Origin of the sequence: Kluyvera genomosp. 1, assembly GCF_001266615.1 — a bacterium.
Taxonomy (GTDB): Bacteria; Pseudomonadota; Gammaproteobacteria; order Enterobacterales; family Enterobacteriaceae; genus Kluyvera; species Kluyvera cryocrescens_A.
On sequence record NZ_LGHZ01000018.1, the window covers coordinates 36953 to 51808 of the forward strand.

Annotated in this window: 16 protein-coding genes; 11 read left to right on the forward strand and 5 right to left on the reverse strand. The window is 56.2% G+C overall.

Features of this window, described 5'->3' with window-relative positions:
* Positions 1-224 precede the first annotated feature (224 nt).
* The 6 genes from folD (at position 225) to KP80_RS11530 (ending at position 5270) form a co-directional block, all read left to right on the forward strand.
* Positions 225-1091 carry a bifunctional methylenetetrahydrofolate dehydrogenase/methenyltetrahydrofolate cyclohydrolase FolD gene (folD, locus tag KP80_RS11505; RefSeq protein ID WP_052283782.1) on the forward strand — a complete coding sequence of 289 codons (867 nt, stop codon included), beginning with the start codon at positions 225-227 and terminating at the stop codon, positions 1089-1091.
* A gap of 1 nt (position 1092) precedes the next feature.
* Complete coding sequence (gene ybcJ, locus KP80_RS11510) at positions 1093-1305, forward strand: ribosome-associated protein YbcJ (protein WP_004223130.1); 213 nt, start codon at positions 1093-1095, stop codon at positions 1303-1305.
* A gap of 141 nt (positions 1306-1446) precedes the next feature.
* Positions 1447-1968 carry a metal-dependent hydrolase gene (locus KP80_RS11515; RefSeq protein ID WP_052283783.1) on the forward strand — a complete coding sequence of 174 codons (522 nt, stop codon included), beginning with the start codon at positions 1447-1449 and terminating at the stop codon, positions 1966-1968.
* A 255-nt stretch (positions 1969-2223) separates the two neighbouring features.
* Positions 2224-3057, forward strand: coding sequence for a xanthosine phosphorylase (xapA, locus tag KP80_RS11520; RefSeq protein ID WP_052283784.1), 834 nt, complete (start codon positions 2224-2226; stop codon positions 3055-3057).
* 48 nt (positions 3058-3105) lie between these two features.
* On the forward strand, positions 3106-4311 hold the full coding sequence (gene tsgA, locus KP80_RS11525; protein ID WP_052283785.1) for an MFS transporter TsgA: 1206 nt from the start codon (positions 3106-3108) through the stop codon (positions 4309-4311).
* Between the two features lie 20 nt (positions 4312-4331).
* Positions 4332-5270 carry a LysR family transcriptional regulator gene (locus KP80_RS11530; RefSeq protein ID WP_419772956.1) on the forward strand — a complete coding sequence of 313 codons (939 nt, stop codon included), beginning with the start codon at positions 4332-4334 and terminating at the stop codon, positions 5268-5270.
* Positions 5271-5315: 45 nt separating this feature from the next.
* Here the strand turns inward: KP80_RS11530 and cysS are convergent, their stop codons facing one another.
* Complete coding sequence (gene cysS / locus KP80_RS11535; protein WP_052283786.1) at positions 5316-6707, reverse strand: cysteine--tRNA ligase; 1392 nt, start codon at positions 6705-6707, stop codon at positions 5316-5318.
* 186 nt (positions 6708-6893) lie between these two features.
* Here cysS and ppiB point away from each other — a divergent pair, with 186 nt between their 5' ends.
* The 5 genes from ppiB to mnmH all read left to right on the forward strand — a co-directional run bounded on the left by ppiB (position 6894) and on the right by mnmH (position 11004).
* A complete protein-coding gene (gene ppiB / locus KP80_RS11540; protein ID WP_052283787.1) occupies positions 6894-7388 on the forward strand; it encodes a peptidylprolyl isomerase B in 495 nt (164 codons plus the stop codon).
* 3 nt (positions 7389-7391) lie between these two features.
* Positions 7392-8114 carry a UDP-2,3-diacylglucosamine diphosphatase gene (gene lpxH / locus KP80_RS11545; protein ID WP_052283945.1) on the forward strand — a complete coding sequence of 241 codons (723 nt, stop codon included), beginning with the start codon at positions 7392-7394 and terminating at the stop codon, positions 8112-8114.
* 119 nt (positions 8115-8233) lie between these two features.
* Positions 8234-8743 carry a 5-(carboxyamino)imidazole ribonucleotide mutase gene (gene purE, locus KP80_RS11550; protein WP_052283788.1) on the forward strand — a complete coding sequence of 170 codons (510 nt, stop codon included), beginning with the start codon at positions 8234-8236 and terminating at the stop codon, positions 8741-8743.
* Positions 8740-9807 carry a 5-(carboxyamino)imidazole ribonucleotide synthase gene (gene purK, locus KP80_RS11555; protein WP_052283789.1) on the forward strand — a complete coding sequence of 356 codons (1068 nt, stop codon included), beginning with the start codon at positions 8740-8742 and terminating at the stop codon, positions 9805-9807. Before purE ends, purK begins: the two co-directional genes overlap by 4 nt.
* Positions 9808-9915: 108 nt before the next feature.
* On the forward strand, positions 9916-11004 hold the full coding sequence (gene mnmH, locus KP80_RS11560; RefSeq protein ID WP_052283790.1) for a tRNA 2-selenouridine(34) synthase MnmH: 1089 nt from the start codon (positions 9916-9918) through the stop codon (positions 11002-11004).
* On the opposite strand, the gene KP80_RS11565 is transcribed toward mnmH, so the two are convergent.
* Genes KP80_RS11565 through KP80_RS11580 form a run of 4 tightly spaced genes read right to left on the reverse strand, consistent with a single transcriptional unit; the run spans position 11001 to position 14735 of the window.
* On the reverse strand, positions 11001-11972 hold the full coding sequence (locus tag KP80_RS11565) for an ABC transporter ATP-binding protein (protein ID WP_052283791.1): 972 nt from the start codon (positions 11970-11972) through the stop codon (positions 11001-11003). The two genes, mnmH and KP80_RS11565, sit on opposite strands and share 4 nt — an antisense overlap.
* Positions 11969-12946 (reverse strand): ABC transporter ATP-binding protein, encoded by a 978-nt coding sequence (locus KP80_RS11570; RefSeq protein WP_052283792.1) that lies wholly within the window; start codon positions 12944-12946, stop codon positions 11969-11971. The genes KP80_RS11565 and KP80_RS11570 overlap by 4 nt, the downstream gene beginning before the upstream one ends.
* Complete coding sequence (locus KP80_RS11575; RefSeq protein ID WP_052283793.1) at positions 12939-13784, reverse strand: ABC transporter permease; 846 nt, start codon at positions 13782-13784, stop codon at positions 12939-12941. The genes KP80_RS11570 and KP80_RS11575 overlap by 8 nt, the downstream gene beginning before the upstream one ends.
* A 6-nt stretch (positions 13785-13790) precedes the next feature.
* Positions 13791-14735 carry an ABC transporter permease gene (locus KP80_RS11580; RefSeq protein WP_052283794.1) on the reverse strand — a complete coding sequence of 315 codons (945 nt, stop codon included), beginning with the start codon at positions 14733-14735 and terminating at the stop codon, positions 13791-13793.
* Positions 14736-14856 lie beyond the last annotated feature (121 nt).

The window sequence follows — 14856 nt, forward strand, 5'->3', positions numbered from 1 at the left end:
TGAAGCGCGTGGAATTATACGGTCACTGACCGATGAGTCAATCCATTTCCTCGTGAAACCTGCGTTGAATGCAGCAGTGGATAAAGTCGCGTCAACAATCGCTCAACAGTTCAGCAAAACCACTTTCCGCTGAAAACTCGCAAACGATAACTGACAGCGAGCCTCGCATCTGACAAAATATGTACATCCCCCCTTCGTGAATGACAGATGGAATATTTATCCTGATGGCAGCAAAGATTATTGACGGTAAAACGATTGCGCAGCAGGTGCGCTCTGAAGTTGCGGAAAAAGTGAAGGCTCGCGTTGCGGCCGGAAAACGCGCTCCTGGGCTCGCCGTTGTGTTGGTTGGCAGCAACCCCGCATCGCAAATTTATGTCGGCAGCAAGCGCAAAGCTTGCGAAGAGGTGGGCTTCATCTCCCGCTCTTACGATCTGCCGGAAACGACCAGCGAAGCGGAACTGCTGACGCTGATTGATACTCTAAACGCCGACACCACTATCGACGGCATTCTGGTTCAGCTTCCGCTGCCAGCTGGCATCGATAACGTGAAAGTACTGGAACGTATCGATCCGGATAAAGACGTAGACGGTTTCCATCCGTACAACGTTGGCCGCCTATGCCAGCGCGCGCCGCGTCTGCGTCCGTGCACTCCGCGCGGTATTGTGACGCTGCTTGAGCGCTACAACATTGATACCTACGGCCTCAACGCCGTGGTCATTGGCGCATCCAACATCGTGGGTCGTCCAATGAGCATGGAGCTTCTGCTGGCGGGTTGCACCACTACCGTGACCCACCGCTTCACCAAAAATCTGCGTCACCACGTAGAAAACGCGGACCTGCTGATTGTGGCAGTTGGAAAACCTGGCTTTATCCCCGGCGAGTGGATTAAAGAAGGTGCTATCGTGATTGATGTCGGGATTAATCGCCTCGAAAGCGGTAAAGTAGTTGGCGATGTGGTGTTTGAAGAGGCCGCTGCGCGCGCGTCTTACATCACCCCGGTACCGGGCGGCGTCGGGCCAATGACCGTCGCTACCCTGATTGAAAACACCTTACAGGCGTGTGAAGAGTATCACGACGTGGAGAAGGCATAAGATGGCAACATTTTCTTTGGGTAAGCATCCGCATGTGGAACTCTGTGACTTACTGAAACTGGAAGGCTGGAGCGAGAGCGGTGCGCAGGCGAAAATCGCCATTGCCGACGGTCTGGTGAAAGTTGACGGTGCGGTAGAAACCCGCAAGCGCTGCAAAATTGTCGCCGGTCAAACCGTAAATTTTGAAGGCCAGAGCGTCACCGTTACCGCCTAATCCCTACGGTAAAGCATCTTAATACCCGGCGAAGCCCTGCAACGCCGGGTTTTTATTGGCAAAATTTCAGAATATCCCCCTGCTGCATTTCCCGCGTTTTCCGCTAATACTTTGTTTTTCCTTTCTGCTGACGGACGCCCGATGCCAACCATTATCACCCATGCAGCCGTTCCATTGTGCCTCGGATTAGGACTGGGCACGCGCGTCATTCCTCCGCGGCTACTCTTCGCCGGCGTAGCTCTGGCGATGCTGCCCGACGCCGACGTTCTGGCTTTTAAGTTCGGTATTGCTTACGGCAATATCTTTGGTCATCGCGGTTTTACCCACTCACTGCTGTTTGCCTTCATGGTGCCGCTGATATGCGTGTTGATAGGTCGACGATGGTTCCGCGCAGGCCTGGTGCGCTGCTGGCTATTTTTAACCGTCTCGTTGCTGTCGCACAGCCTGCTGGATTCCATTACCACTGGAGGCAAAGGCGTCGGCTGGTTGTGGCCGTGGTCTGATGAGCGATTCTTCGCGCCGTGGCAGGTGATTAAGGTCGCGCCATTTGCGCTCTCACGCTACACCACGCCGTACGGGCATCAGGTGATGATTTCAGAGTTGATGTGGGTATGGTTGCCAGGTATCGCGGTTATGGCTGTGCTGTGGTGGCGACGGCGGTAACCAGCGCGGAGGACAGACGTCACAAAAAGCCGTGCGCGGCCAAAGTGAAACTCATCACAATTCGCAACGCCCGGAGAGCGAGTTTCCGGGCGCTCATACGAACATCTTGTTCGTAATACATTGAATCTCAAACATTTAAAATCGTCCCTTCTGCAATTAATTCGATTTAAATATCAATACCACCACTTATCAAATTGGATTGGCAATCAACGGTTCCCCAGACTATCGCAAAACATCCCTGATTCTGGAGTCCGTATGTCACCGTCAATTCTCAATAACGCCCCTTACGAAGCGGCCGAAATTCTCCGTACCGCAAAACCCGGCTTTACCCCGCGCATTGCGCTTATCCTCGGCTCAGGTCTTGGTGCACTGGCCGATGACATGGATAACAAAACCACTCTCTCCTACGAAGAACTGCCGGGTTTTCCCGTCAGCACCGTCATCGGCCATGCGGGCGAGATCGTCATGGGGACGCTGCACGGCGTACCGCTTATCTGCATGAAGGGACGCGGCCATTTTTATGAAGGTTTAGGCATGGGCATCATGACCCAGGCGGTGCGCACTTTTAAGCTACTCGGCTGTGAATTTATGTTCTGCACAAACGCCGCAGGTTCCCTGAATCCAGCGATTCCCGCCGGTAGCCTCGTGGCGCTGAACGATCACATCAATACTATGCCGTCTACGCCAATGGTCGGCCCGAATGACGACCGTTTTGGCCCGCGTTTCTTTAGCCTGGCGAATGCCTACGATAAAGCCCTGCGCGCTCAGCTACATCAAACAGCGAAAGGTCTTGAAATCCACCTACATGAAGGCGTTTTCGTCTCCTATCCGGGGCCAAACTTCGAAACGGCGGCCGAGATCCGCATGATGCAGCGCATGGGCGGCGACGTGGTGGGTATGTCGGTCGTACCGGAAGTGATCGCAGCGCGTCACTGCGGACTGAAAGTGCTTGCGGTTTCTGCCATCACCAACATGGCGGAAGGACTGAGCGATGTAGAACTCTCGCACGAACAGACGTTGAAATGCGCAGCGATGGTGACCGGCGACTTTATCCGCCTGATTGGTCAGTTCATCAAACAGTACGCCTAATCCCTGATTCATCGGCGGGTAGTACACTGCCCGCCTGGAGAGATATTTATGTCCGACACTTCATATTCTCGCCCTAATTTAAACGCCGTCTCATATCTGAGCTATTACTTCGTTGGCGCACTGGTCTCGACATTGGGCATCGTTCTTGGCCCGCTATGCGCCGCTTTCAATAAAGATCCCAGTTTTATCGGCCAGGTCTTTACGCTGATGAACATCGGCATGTTTATCCCTATCATGCTGGGCGGCATTCTGATGCGCAAATGGGGACTACAAAAGCCGCTGGTCATTGCCGCCGCGTTGACCGTGCTTATCAGCGCGATTCTGTTCGTTGCCCCAACGCTGACTATGTTCAGCTTCGCCGTCGCCGGCATTGGCGCCTGCGGGGGAATTTTCATGACCATCGGCAGTTATCTGGTGGTGCGTATTAATCCGGACGAAAAGAGCCGCTCATCGAGTCTGATTTTTACCGATTTTTTCTTTAGCCTTGCCGGTGCAACGCTCTCTTTCCTGCTGGCCTGGCTGTTCCGCATGGGTGCCAGTTGGGTGGCGATGTACGGCATAATGGGCGGCTTAGGCGCATTGATGCTGGCGCTGACCCTTCGCTGCCGTTTCCCAACAACGGAAGCCGCGACACCGCAGCAGCACAGTCCAACCACCACGCGCGAGCCTTGGGGCGCGTCGATTTACTTAATCTGCTTTGCCCTGTTCGCTTTCCTGCTGGCCGAGCCTATTTTCACCCTGTGGACGCCGGGCTATTTGCAGTCTCGCTTCATGATGCAACCGCAGGACGCGGCGCTGTACACCACCGTCTATTGGGTGGCGAAAGCGATTGGTCTGTTCCTCAATCAGTTCACCGTGAAGTGGATGAAGCTGCGCACCTTCCTGCTCGGCTGCACCGGTATAGGGCTCGTTGCCATGGCATTGATTGCCAACAGCAGCAATACCACGCTGATTTTACTGGCTTGCGCCATCTTCGGCTTCTTCAACTCGGGGCTGTTTTCCGGGCTGATGAGCTACGGCTCGCTGCAGGTGAACCAGAGTTCGCCTACGCTTATTTCCGCATTGTTGACCTGCGGCACGGTCGGCACGCTGCTATTTTCCAGCGTCTCCTCACTGGTGAATACCCGCTACGGCCTGCACGGTGCGCTGAATACCGCCACTTTTTCTTATGCCGTTCTGCTGCTGGTGTTGGTTGTCGCCATCGTTTGTAGCCGCGCGGAACGCCTGCATTCCTCCACACAGGCAGCCGTTTGACAACAAAAAAGGAGGGCGGCATGATGGCCTTCCCTCCTCTTTTACCCAAACACACCATGACCGACGCCCTGGCTAATAACCGTATAAATATCCGCGCCCTACGCTATTTTCAGGCACTGGCTGAAGAGCTGCATTTCGGACGCGCTGCATCGCGGCTGAATATTTCTCAGCCACCGCTGAGCATCCAAATTAAAGAACTGGAAGAGGTGCTGGAAACCAAGCTCTTTGAGCGGACCAGCCGCCGCGTAACGCTAACGCGCGCGGGTCAGGTCTTAAAAACCGAGGTTGATCGCATCCTCAATGCCACCGAACACTCACTGAACTATGTTCGGCAAATCGGCCGCAGCGCCAACCAGCACATCAGCATTGGCATTATCGGCAGCGCGCTATGGGGGACGCTGCTGACGCGGCTGAAAAAATTTAAGACGCTGCACCCCGGCGTTGAGTGGAGCCTGCACGAACTGTCTCAGCATAAGCAAATTGCCGCCCTGCGCGCGCGGACCATTGATATTGCGATAAACCGCAACGTGCTGCCCTATGCCGAAGACCATATTCGTAATCAACTCATCGCGCATGAATCGGTCGCGCTGGCCGTGCCGGAAAACGATCCTCTGTGCCAATTCGGTAAAGTGCCGTTAACCGCCCTCTCAGGCAGGCCGCTTATCTCACTGGCCTTTCATCAAAGTGACTTTGCCCGCCAGCTCCAGGATCACTGCGTGGAGGCCGGGTTTTATCCGCTGGTCGCCCATCAGGTGAATGAGCCGCAGACGGCGTTAGCGCTGGTGAGCGCGGGGATGGGATTATCACTACTGCCTGAAACCTGTGGGCTGATCCACTGGCCGGGCGTGCGTTTTCTGCCGCTGGAAGAGGCCGTGCCGGCCGATCTCTATGCGTTGTGGTATGACGAACCGCTGTCAGATCTGTTGACGGAATTTATCGCGGGATTACAGGGACGTTAGAGCAGGAAGGAGAGCCCCTCTCCCCGATGGAGAGAGGGGAAAAATTTACTTACGGCGCCAGGTAGTGCCCTGCGGGCCATCTTCCAGCACAATACCCATCTCGTTGAGACGGTCACGGGCGGCGTCGGCTGCAGCCCAATCTTTCGCCTTACGCGCATCCAGACGCTGCTGGATAAGCGATTCAATTTCAGCCACTTCGCTATCGTCAGCTTGCGCACCGCTTTGCAGGAACACTTCGGCATCCTGCTCCAGCAGGCCCAGAACCGCGGCGAGGGTACGCAGACAGGTCGCGGCGGAATTCGCTTCTTCGCTATTGCCCGCTTGCTTCGCATTGTTCACTTCTTTGGCTAAATCAAACAACACCGCGTAGGCCACCGGGGTGTTGAAATCGTCATCCATCGCCTCTTTGAAGCGATCAACGTACTGCGCGCTTCGTGCGAACTCGACGTCTGAGTGTACCGTACCGCGCAGCGCGGTATACAAACGCTCCAGCGCCGAACGGGCCTGCTTAAGATTGTCTTCGCTGTAGTTCAACTGGCTACGATAGTGGCCGGACATCAGGAAGTAACGCACGGTTTCGGCGTCGTAATATTTCAGCACGTCGCGCACGGTAAAGAAGTTACCCAGCGATTTTGACATCTTCTCGCGGTCAACCATCACCATCCCGGAGTGCATCCAGTAGTTAACGTATTCGCCGTCATGTGCACAGGTAGACTGCGCGATTTCGTTTTCATGATGCGGGAACATCAGATCAGAACCGCCGCCGTGAATATCAAAATGGTTGCCCAGCTGTTTGCAGTTCATTGCCGAGCACTCGATGTGCCAGCCCGGACGGCCTGCGCCCCACGGTGACGGCCAGCTTGGTTCGCCCTCTTTCGACATTTTCCACAGCACGAAGTCCATCGGGTTGCGTTTAACGTCAACCACATCGACACGGGCACCGGCCTGCAATTGGTCCAGATCCTGACGCGACAGCTTGCCGTAATCCGCATCGGTTGGGACATCAAACATCACGTCACCATTGTCGGCGACATAGGCGTGGCCTTTGGTAATCAGCTGCTCGGTGATTTCGATGATTTCAGCAATGTGGTGCGTCGCACGCGGCTCGTTATCCGGGCGCAGAATATTCAGCGCGTCGAAATCTTTATGCATTTCAACGATCATACGATCGACCAGCGCAACAAAGCTTTCGCCGTTTTCGTTGGCGCGTTTGATAATTTTGTCGTCGATATCGGTAATGTTACGCACGTACTTCAGCTTGTAGCCGAGAAAACGCAGGTAACGAGCCACCACGTCAAAGGAGACGAAAGTACGGCCATGGCCAATATGACAGAGATCGTAAACGGTGATACCACACACGTACATGCCGACTTCACCGGCGTGAATAGGCTTAAATTCCTCTTTTTGGCGCGTCATTGTGTTGAAGATTTTTAGCATCGAGAATTCCATGTTTACGTGTGTGAACCGGGCTTTCGCCTGAAACGGCATATTCTACCCGTAATTCAACCCGGAAGCAGCACACAATGCAAGGTGATCGATGTCGTCGGTTATGCTATAACAGGCACCTATATGCCGCTAAACTGCGGGCTAAAGCACCACTCTAATACGGAACAGGATGCAGAAATGGTTACTTTCCACACTAATCACGGCGATATCGTCATCAAAACGTTCGACGACAAAGCGCCGGAAACAGTTAAAAACTTCCTGGACTACTGCCGCGAAGGTTTCTACAACAACACGATTTTCCACCGTGTTATCAATGGCTTTATGATTCAGGGCGGCGGCTTTGAGCCGGGCATGAACCAGAAGACCACCAAAGAGGCTATCAAAAACGAAGCGAACAACGGCCTGAAAAACACCCGTGGTACGCTGGCAATGGCCCGTACTCAGGCTCCGCACTCCGCGACCGCTCAGTTCTTCATCAACGTAGCAGATAACGACTTCCTGAACTTCTCCGGCGAAAGCCTGCAGGGTTGGGGCTACTGTGTCTTCGCTGAAGTCGCTGAAGGCATGGACGTTGTTGATAAAATCAAAGCCGTCTCTACCGGTCGTAGCGGCATGCACCAGGACGTTCCGAAAGAAGACGTTATCATCGAAAGCGTGACCGTCAGCGAGTAATTGGTGGCGACACTCTTTATTGCAGACTTGCATCTGCAAACAGAAGAACCGGCGATAACCGCCGGTTTTCTGCGTTTTTTAGCCGGTGAAGCGCGCAGCGCCGATGCGTTGTATATTCTGGGTGACCTGTTTGAAGCCTGGATTGGCGACGACGATCCCAACCCGTTACACCGGGAAATCGCTAACGCAATCAAGTCATTGGTCGATTCCGGCGTTCCCTGCTCCTTCATTCACGGCAACCGTGATTTCCTGGTCGGCAAGCGTTTCGCTCGCGAGAGCGATATGCAGCTGCTTCCCGAAGAAAAAGTCCTCAATCTCTACGGCCGCGACGTGCTGATAATGCACGGTGACACCCTGTGCACCGACGATCCCGGCTATCTGGCGTTTCGTGCCAAAGTCCACACGCCGTGGATCCAAACCCTGTTTCTCGCCCTGCCGCTGTTTATCCGTCGTCGTATCGCGCAGAAAATGCGTAATGACAGTAAAGCCGCCAACAGCAGCAAGTCGATGGAAATCATGGATGTGAACCCGCAGGCAGTGGTGACGGTGATGGAAAAACATCACGTCCAGTGGCTGATTCACGGGCATACCCACCGTCCGGATATCCATACGCTTCACGCCAACGGTGAAACGGCGCATCGCGTGGTACTCGGCGCATGGCATAGCCATGGCTCAATGGTCAAAGTCAGCCGCGAAGACGTCGAACTTATCCCCTTCCCGTTTTAATTTTTCCACCTGATTCCCCCTAACGAAGGCTACGCAACCGTTTTCCTTGCCCATTTTCCGTGTTATTCTCTGTGGCCTCTAACGTCGTGTGCAGCACACCCACAGGAGTTTTAAGACGCATGTCTTCCCGCAATAATCCGGTACGTATCGCCATCGTGATGGGGTCCAAAAGCGACTGGGCTACCATGCAGTTCACCGCAGAAATCCTCGATATTCTGAATGTTCCTCACCACGTTGAAGTGGTTTCCGCCCACCGCACCCCCGATAAACTGTTCAGCTTTGCCGAAGAAGCCGAAAGCAACGGTTATCAGGTGATTATTGCCGGTGCCGGTGGCGCTGCGCATTTACCCGGTATGATTGCGGCCAAAACGCTGGTCCCGGTGCTGGGTGTTCCGGTACAAAGCGCGGCATTAAGCGGCGTCGACAGCCTCTACTCCATCGTACAGATGCCGCGCGGAATCCCGGTTGGCACGTTGGCTATCGGTAAAGCGGGTGCCGCCAACGCCGCTCTGCTCGCCGCGCAGATCCTCGCGCAGCATGACGCGGAACTGCATCAGCGTCTGCAAGACTGGCGTAAAGCACAAACCGACGACGTGCTGGATAATCCAGACCCACGAGGTGCGGCATGAAGCAGGTCTGCGTACTGGGCAATGGTCAACTAGGCCGGATGCTGCGCCAGGCCGGTGAACCCTTAGGCGTTGCCGTCTGGCCCGTAGGCTTAGAGGCCGACCCGGCCGCCGTGCCGTTCCAGCAAAGCGTTATCACCGCCGAGATTGAGCGCTGGCCGGAAACCGCGCTGACTCGCGAACTGGCTGAGCATAAAGCCTTTGTTAACCGCGACGTTTTCCCGATTATTGCCGATCGACTGACGCAAAAGCAGCTGTTCGATAAGCTCGGTCTTGCGACCGCACCGTGGCAACTCCTGGCGAGCAGGGATGAATGGCCTGCGGTCTTTGACCGTCTGGGCGAACTGGCTATCGTGAAACGCCGCACCGGTGGGTACGATGGTCGGGGCCAGTGGCGTCTGCGCGTGGATGAAACCGCCGAGCTACCGGATGATTGCTACGGTGAGTGCATCGTTGAGCAAGGCATTAATTTCTCCGGCGAAGTGTCGCTGGTCGGCGCTCGCGCGCATGACGGCAGCACCGTGTTCTACCCTCTGACCCACAACCTGCATCAGGATGGCATTCTGCGTATGAGCGTCGCCTTCCCGCAGGCTGATGCGCAGCAGCAAGCGCAGGCAGAAACCATGCTTTCTGCCATCATGCAGGAGCTGAACTACGTGGGCGTGATGGCGATGGAGTGCTTCGTGACGCCAGCCGGTTTGCTGATCAACGAACTGGCTCCGCGCGTGCACAACAGTGGCCATTGGACCCAAAACGGTGCCTCTATCAGCCAGTTCGAACTGCATCTGCGGGCAATTACCGATCTGCCGCTGCCGCCGCCGGTGGTTAACAGCCCATCGGTGATGGTCAACCTGATTGGTACCAAACTGAACTATGACTGGCTGAAGCTGCCGCTGGTGCACCTGCACTGGTATGACAAAGACGTTCGTGAAGGCCGCAAAGTCGGTCATCTGAACCTCAATGACAGCGACACTGGCCGTCTTTCCGCCACGCTGGAAGCTTTGGTTCCGCTGCTGCCTGCCGATTACGCAAGCGGCATAGCCTGGGCGCAAACGCGTCTGAAATAGGCCTTTAGTGCCGGGGAGAGTAACTTACGCTTCCCCGGCCCCCTCCTTGAAGCGTAAAATCCCGCCGTAACCGCAATACCCCCACTTTGTTCACAGAAGGATTTCCCCATGAATAATGGGACGGATTACTGCGCCATTCTGCGCGCGGAAACGCCCATCATTGACGTTCGCGCACCGGTTGAGTTCGCTCAGGGCGCAATGCCCGCCGCCGTTAACCTGCCGTTGATGAACGACGACGAGCGCGCCGCCGTTGGCACCTGTTATAAACGTGAAGGCGCAGATGCGGCGCTAGCGTTGGGGCATAAGCTGGTTGCCGGTGAAACGCGCCAGCAGCGCATTGCGGCCTGGCTGGACGCCTGCCGCGACGCACCGAACGGCTACCTGTGCTGCGCCCGCGGCGGGCAGCGTTCGCATATTACGCAAAGCTGGGTCAAAGAACACGGCGTCGACTATCCACTTATCGTTGGCGGCTATAAGGCCCTGCGTCAGGCGGCGATTAAGGCCACCGAAGCGCTGGTCCGCCATCCGATAATCCTTATCGGCGGCTGCACCGGCAACGGCAAAACGCCGCTGGTTCGCCAGCAGCCGCAGGGGATCGACCTTGAAGGGCTGGCGCATCATCGCGGTTCCTCATTTGGCCGCACCCTCAACGCCCAGTTTTCACAGGCGACCTTTGAGAACCATCTGGCAACAGCGCTGCTGCAAGGCGCACATGAGCAAGAGAAAGTTCGCTGGGTGCTGGAGGATGAAGGCCGGATGATTGGTGCCAACCATCTGCCGGAATGCCTGCGCGATCGTATGGCCCAGTCGCCTATCGCGGTAGTGGAAGATCCTTTTGAGTTGCGCATCGAGCGCCTGCGGGAAGAGTATTTTACCCGCATGCACCACGACTTTTTCGAAGCCTACGGTGAAGAACAGGGTTGGCAAGAGTACAGCGCCTATTTGCATCACGGTCTGTTCGCCATTCGCCGTCGTCTGGGACTGCAGCGTTTTGCGGAACTGACCGCTACGCTCGATGAATCGCTGGCCGAGCAACGGCGCAGCGGCAATACCGAGGCGCATTTTGCCTGGCTGGTGCCGCTGCTTAACGAATATTACGACCCAATGTACCGCTACCAGCTAGAGAAGAAAGCCGACAAGGTCGTCTTCCGGGGTACGTCAGAAGACGTCGTGCACTGGCTCTCTACCCACGCTTAAACCTTAAATAACCAGCAGGCGGCAAAGTGACGCGGGGCGATTTCCCGCATTGGCGGCTCCTGCTGCTGACACTGTGGCATGACGTGCGGGCAGCGACTGCAAAAACGGCAGCCGCTTAGCTCAGCCGTTGGGCTGGGGATCTCGCCTTTCAACCCGTCATCTTCTAACTGCTTAATCCGCGGATCGGCGACCGGGACCGAAGCCAGCAGCGCCTGCGTGTACGGATGCGCCGGGTGCTGATACAGTTCGCCAGCTGGTGCCACCTCTACCAGCTTACCGAGATACATCACGCCAATACGGCTGGAAATATGTCTTACCATCGACAGGTCATGGGCAATAAACAGATAGGTCAGCCCCAGTTCCTGCTGAAGGTCCTGCAAAATATTGACCACCTGCGCCTGCACCGACACGTCCAGCGCCGATAGTGGCTCATCGCACAACACAAACTCCGGACGTACCGACAGCGCCCGCGCAATGCTAATGCGCTGACGCTGCCCACCGCTAAACTCATGCGGAAAACGGGTCAAATGTTCGGGCTTAAGCCCCACTTTGTAGAGCATTTCCTCAGCGCGCTCGCGCTGAGTGTGGGTATCATAGCCGTGGATTTTCATTGGCTCTGCCACCAGCTGCTGTACCGTCATGCCGGGGTTAAGCGACGACCACGGGTCCTGGAAAATGGCCTGCATCCGACGACGCAGCGGTTTAAGGGTTTTCTCCGACGCCTGCGCAATATCCTGCCCGGCGAATTCAATTTCACCCGCAGTGATATCAAACAGTCGAAGAATAGAACGCCCCACCGTCGATTTACCACAGCCAGACTCCCCCACCAGGCCGAAAGTTTCCCCCGGCTGGATATCAAAGCTGACGCCATCGACGGCTTTTACGACCCGTTTCTGGCTAAAGATGCCGCCGTTAAGGGCATAATGTTTACGCACGTCGCGCAGACGAATTAACGGTGCTTCGCTCATGCCGATACCTCCTGTTCCGCCCATAACCAACACGCCACCCGATGTCCTTCACCGCATTGACGAAACGCAGGCAGCGCCGCGCACTGCGGCATACGCTGCGAGCAGCGTTCGGCAAACGGGCAACCCGGCGGCGGGTTCAACAGTCCCGGCGGTGAGCCTTCAATCGGCGACAACCGGTGTTCCGGGTCGTCGGCGCGTGGCAGCGAGGCCAACAGTCCCCGGGTGTACGGGTGCGCCGGACGCAGGAAAATATCCTCGACGCGGCCCTCTTCCATCACCAATCCGCCGTACATCACCACCACGCGGCTGCACATCTGCGCCACCACGCCAAGGTCGTGCGTAATCAGTAAAATCGCCGCCTGGGTTTGCTGCTGCAACGATTTCAACAACCGCAGAATTTGCGCCTGAATGGTCACATCCAGTGCGGTTGTCGGCTCGTCGGCAATCAACAGCTGCGGGTCGCAGGAGAGCGCGATGGCAATCATTACTCGCTGGCGCATCCCGCCGCTGAATTCGTGCGGATACTGCTTAAAGCGCCGCGGCGCGTCGGCAATGCCCACACTCTCCAGCATCGCCAGCGCCTTTTGATTGGCGGCTTTGCGGCTGAGGCCTTTATTGCGCATCAGGATTTCGCTCATCTGCCGACCAATTGTCAGCACCGGATTCAGCGCCGTCATCGGATCCTGGAAAATCATCGCGATATCGTTGCCGCGAATTTGTCGCATCTGCTGCGGCGTTTTTTGCGCCAAATCTTCGCCGCGAAAACGTACGCTGCCGCCGGTGATTTTGCCGTTATTGCCCAGCAGTTGAAGAATCGATTTGCAGGTCACGCTTTTGCCGCAACCGGATTCGCCAACGATACCAACCAATTCCCCGGCGTTGAGCGCAAAACTCACGCCGCGCACCGCGTGAACTTCCCCATCACGGGTGAAAAATGAGGTTTGCAGATTATCGAGTTCGAGTAAATCAGGCATCGCGGTTGGCCCCCGGTTCGAAGGCGGTGCGGAACACGTCGCCGAGTACGTTAAAGCTAAAGACGGTCAGCAGAATCAAAATGCCCGGGAACATCGCCAGCCAGGAAGCCTCGCCGATATACGACTGAGCGTTATTGAGCATACTGCCCCACGACGCGGCGGGCTGCTGGACACCAAGGCCGAGGAAGCTCAGCGTCGACTCCATCAAAATTGCCGAGGCGATATTCAGCGTCGCGGCCACAATAATGGTCGGCAGCACGCCGGGAATAATATGCCGGACGATAATGCGCAGTGGATTTTCCCCGGAAGCGCGAGCGTAAAGCACGTATTCGCGCTCCTTGATAGACAGGGTTTCCGCACGCACCAGCCGCGACATGTTCATCCACGTCAACAGGCTGATAATCATAATGATGTTGTCCACACCCGGCTTCAGATAGGCATTCAACACCAGCAGCAGGAAGAAGGCTGGAATAGCCATCAGAATATCGACGGCGCGCATCATCAGGTTATCCAGCCAACCGCCGAAGTAGCCGCTAATGGTGCCGACGACCGTGCCAATCAGCGTAGAAAACAGCATTGCCAGAAAGCCGACCATCAGCGAGATTCGCCCACCGGACAGCGCGCGGGTGAAATAGTCGCGGCCATACTCGTCGGTACCAAACCAGTGTGCCCCATCGGGCGGCAGCATGCGTGCGGCCAGCGACATTTGGTCCGGATCGTAAGGACTAAAACCCGCCGCGAGCGCGGCGATAACAAAGATAAACAAAACCAGCAGGGAAAACTGCGCCGGACGATTGCGGCGGAGCTGGTGGCGAACGTTTTGCCAGCGTCGATTCATCGTCGGCTACCTCAAAGTACGAATGCGGGGATCGGCAAAGCGATACAGCAGATCGGCCAGCAGATTGCCGACGATCAACATCAGCGATGACAGCAGGATAATCGCCATGATCAGCGGATAGTCCAGCGAGGTGATCGCCTGGATCCCTAAAAGCCCCATTCCCGGCCAGGAGAAGACGCTCTCGGTGACGTACGCGCCAACCACCAGCTCGCCGAACGACAGGCCAAACAGGGTGATCACCGGTAGCAGGACGTTTTTCAGCACGTGACGGAACAAAATTGTGCGATAGGTCGCGCCGTAGGCCAGCTGCGTCTGCACATAGTCTGCCGACAGCTGCGTAATGGTGTTCGACCGCACGTAGCGCACGTAGGTCGAGAGGTTATAAAAGGTCAACGCAATACACGGCAGCACGCCGTGGCGCAGCACATCCAGCCAGCTATCTTCGACGCCGATGGTGCGCATTCCCATACTGGGAAACCAGTTGAGCTGCACGGCGAAAACGGTAATCAGCAGTATGCCGAACCAGAAAATCGGCACCGAGATCCCGATATAGGCGAACAGGTTCAGCACGTAGTCCAACCAGCGATGCTTGAACGCACCGGCCAGCAGGCCCAGCGGCACCGCCAGCACAATCGCCAGCAGCAATGAAGCGCCCATCAGGCCAAGGGTGGCTGGAATACGTTCAAGAATCATCTCCAGCACCGGGCGGTGGTAGATCAGCGAATAGCCCAAATCACCGCGCAGAATATTTTTCAGCCACAGCAGGTACTGGGTCACCAGCGGTTTATCCAGCCCGAGGCTATGGCGAATACGCTCGATATCTTCCGGCGACATGCGCGGCGTGATGTACGCCTGGATAGGATCTCCCGGGGCAAGTTTGACCAGCAAAAACGCCACCAGCGAGATAAAGAAAAGCATCGGCAGCAGCTGTAGCAGCCGACGTGTCAGCATTGTGTTCACGACATTACCTTAACGCCTTTCCCCCTCTCCCTTAGGGGGAGGGCCGGGGTGAGGGTCTCCAGCAACTTAGTGCCAGAATCCCCTAACCCTCTCCCCAAAAGGGAGAGGGAAC

Bases quoted from the DNA above. Each gene is read 5' to 3' on its own strand.
- folD (WP_052283782.1), top strand. From the start codon at position 225: ATGGCAGCAAAGATTATTGACGGTAAAACGATTGCGCAGCAGGTGCGC.
- ybcJ (WP_004223130.1), top strand. From the start codon at position 1,093: ATGGCAACATTTTCTTTGGGTAAGCATCCGCATGTGGAACTCTGTGAC.
- KP80_RS11515 (WP_052283783.1), top strand. From the start codon at position 1,447: ATGCCAACCATTATCACCCATGCAGCCGTTCCATTGTGCCTCGGATTA.
- xapA (WP_052283784.1), top strand. From the start codon at position 2,224: ATGTCACCGTCAATTCTCAATAACGCCCCTTACGAAGCGGCCGAAATT.
- tsgA (WP_052283785.1), top strand. From the start codon at position 3,106: ATGTCCGACACTTCATATTCTCGCCCTAATTTAAACGCCGTCTCATAT.
- KP80_RS11530 (WP_419772956.1), top strand. From the start codon at position 4,332: ATGATGGCCTTCCCTCCTCTTTTACCCAAACACACCATGACCGACGCC.
- cysS (WP_052283786.1), bottom strand. From the start codon at position 6,707: ATGCTAAAAATCTTCAACACAATGACGCGCCAAAAAGAGGAATTTAAG.
- ppiB (WP_052283787.1), top strand. From the start codon at position 6,894: ATGGTTACTTTCCACACTAATCACGGCGATATCGTCATCAAAACGTTC.
- purE (WP_052283788.1), top strand. From the start codon at position 8,234: ATGTCTTCCCGCAATAATCCGGTACGTATCGCCATCGTGATGGGGTCC.
- purK (WP_052283789.1), top strand. From the start codon at position 8,740: ATGAAGCAGGTCTGCGTACTGGGCAATGGTCAACTAGGCCGGATGCTG.
- mnmH (WP_052283790.1), top strand. From the start codon at position 9,916: ATGAATAATGGGACGGATTACTGCGCCATTCTGCGCGCGGAAACGCCC.
- KP80_RS11565 (WP_052283791.1), bottom strand. From the start codon at position 11,972: ATGAGCGAAGCACCGTTAATTCGTCTGCGCGACGTGCGTAAACATTAT.
- KP80_RS11570 (WP_052283792.1), bottom strand. From the start codon at position 12,946: ATGCCTGATTTACTCGAACTCGATAATCTGCAAACCTCATTTTTCACC.
- KP80_RS11575 (WP_052283793.1), bottom strand. From the start codon at position 13,784: ATGAATCGACGCTGGCAAAACGTTCGCCACCAGCTCCGCCGCAATCGT.
- KP80_RS11580 (WP_052283794.1), bottom strand. From the start codon at position 14,735: ATGCTGACACGTCGGCTGCTACAGCTGCTGCCGATGCTTTTCTTTATC.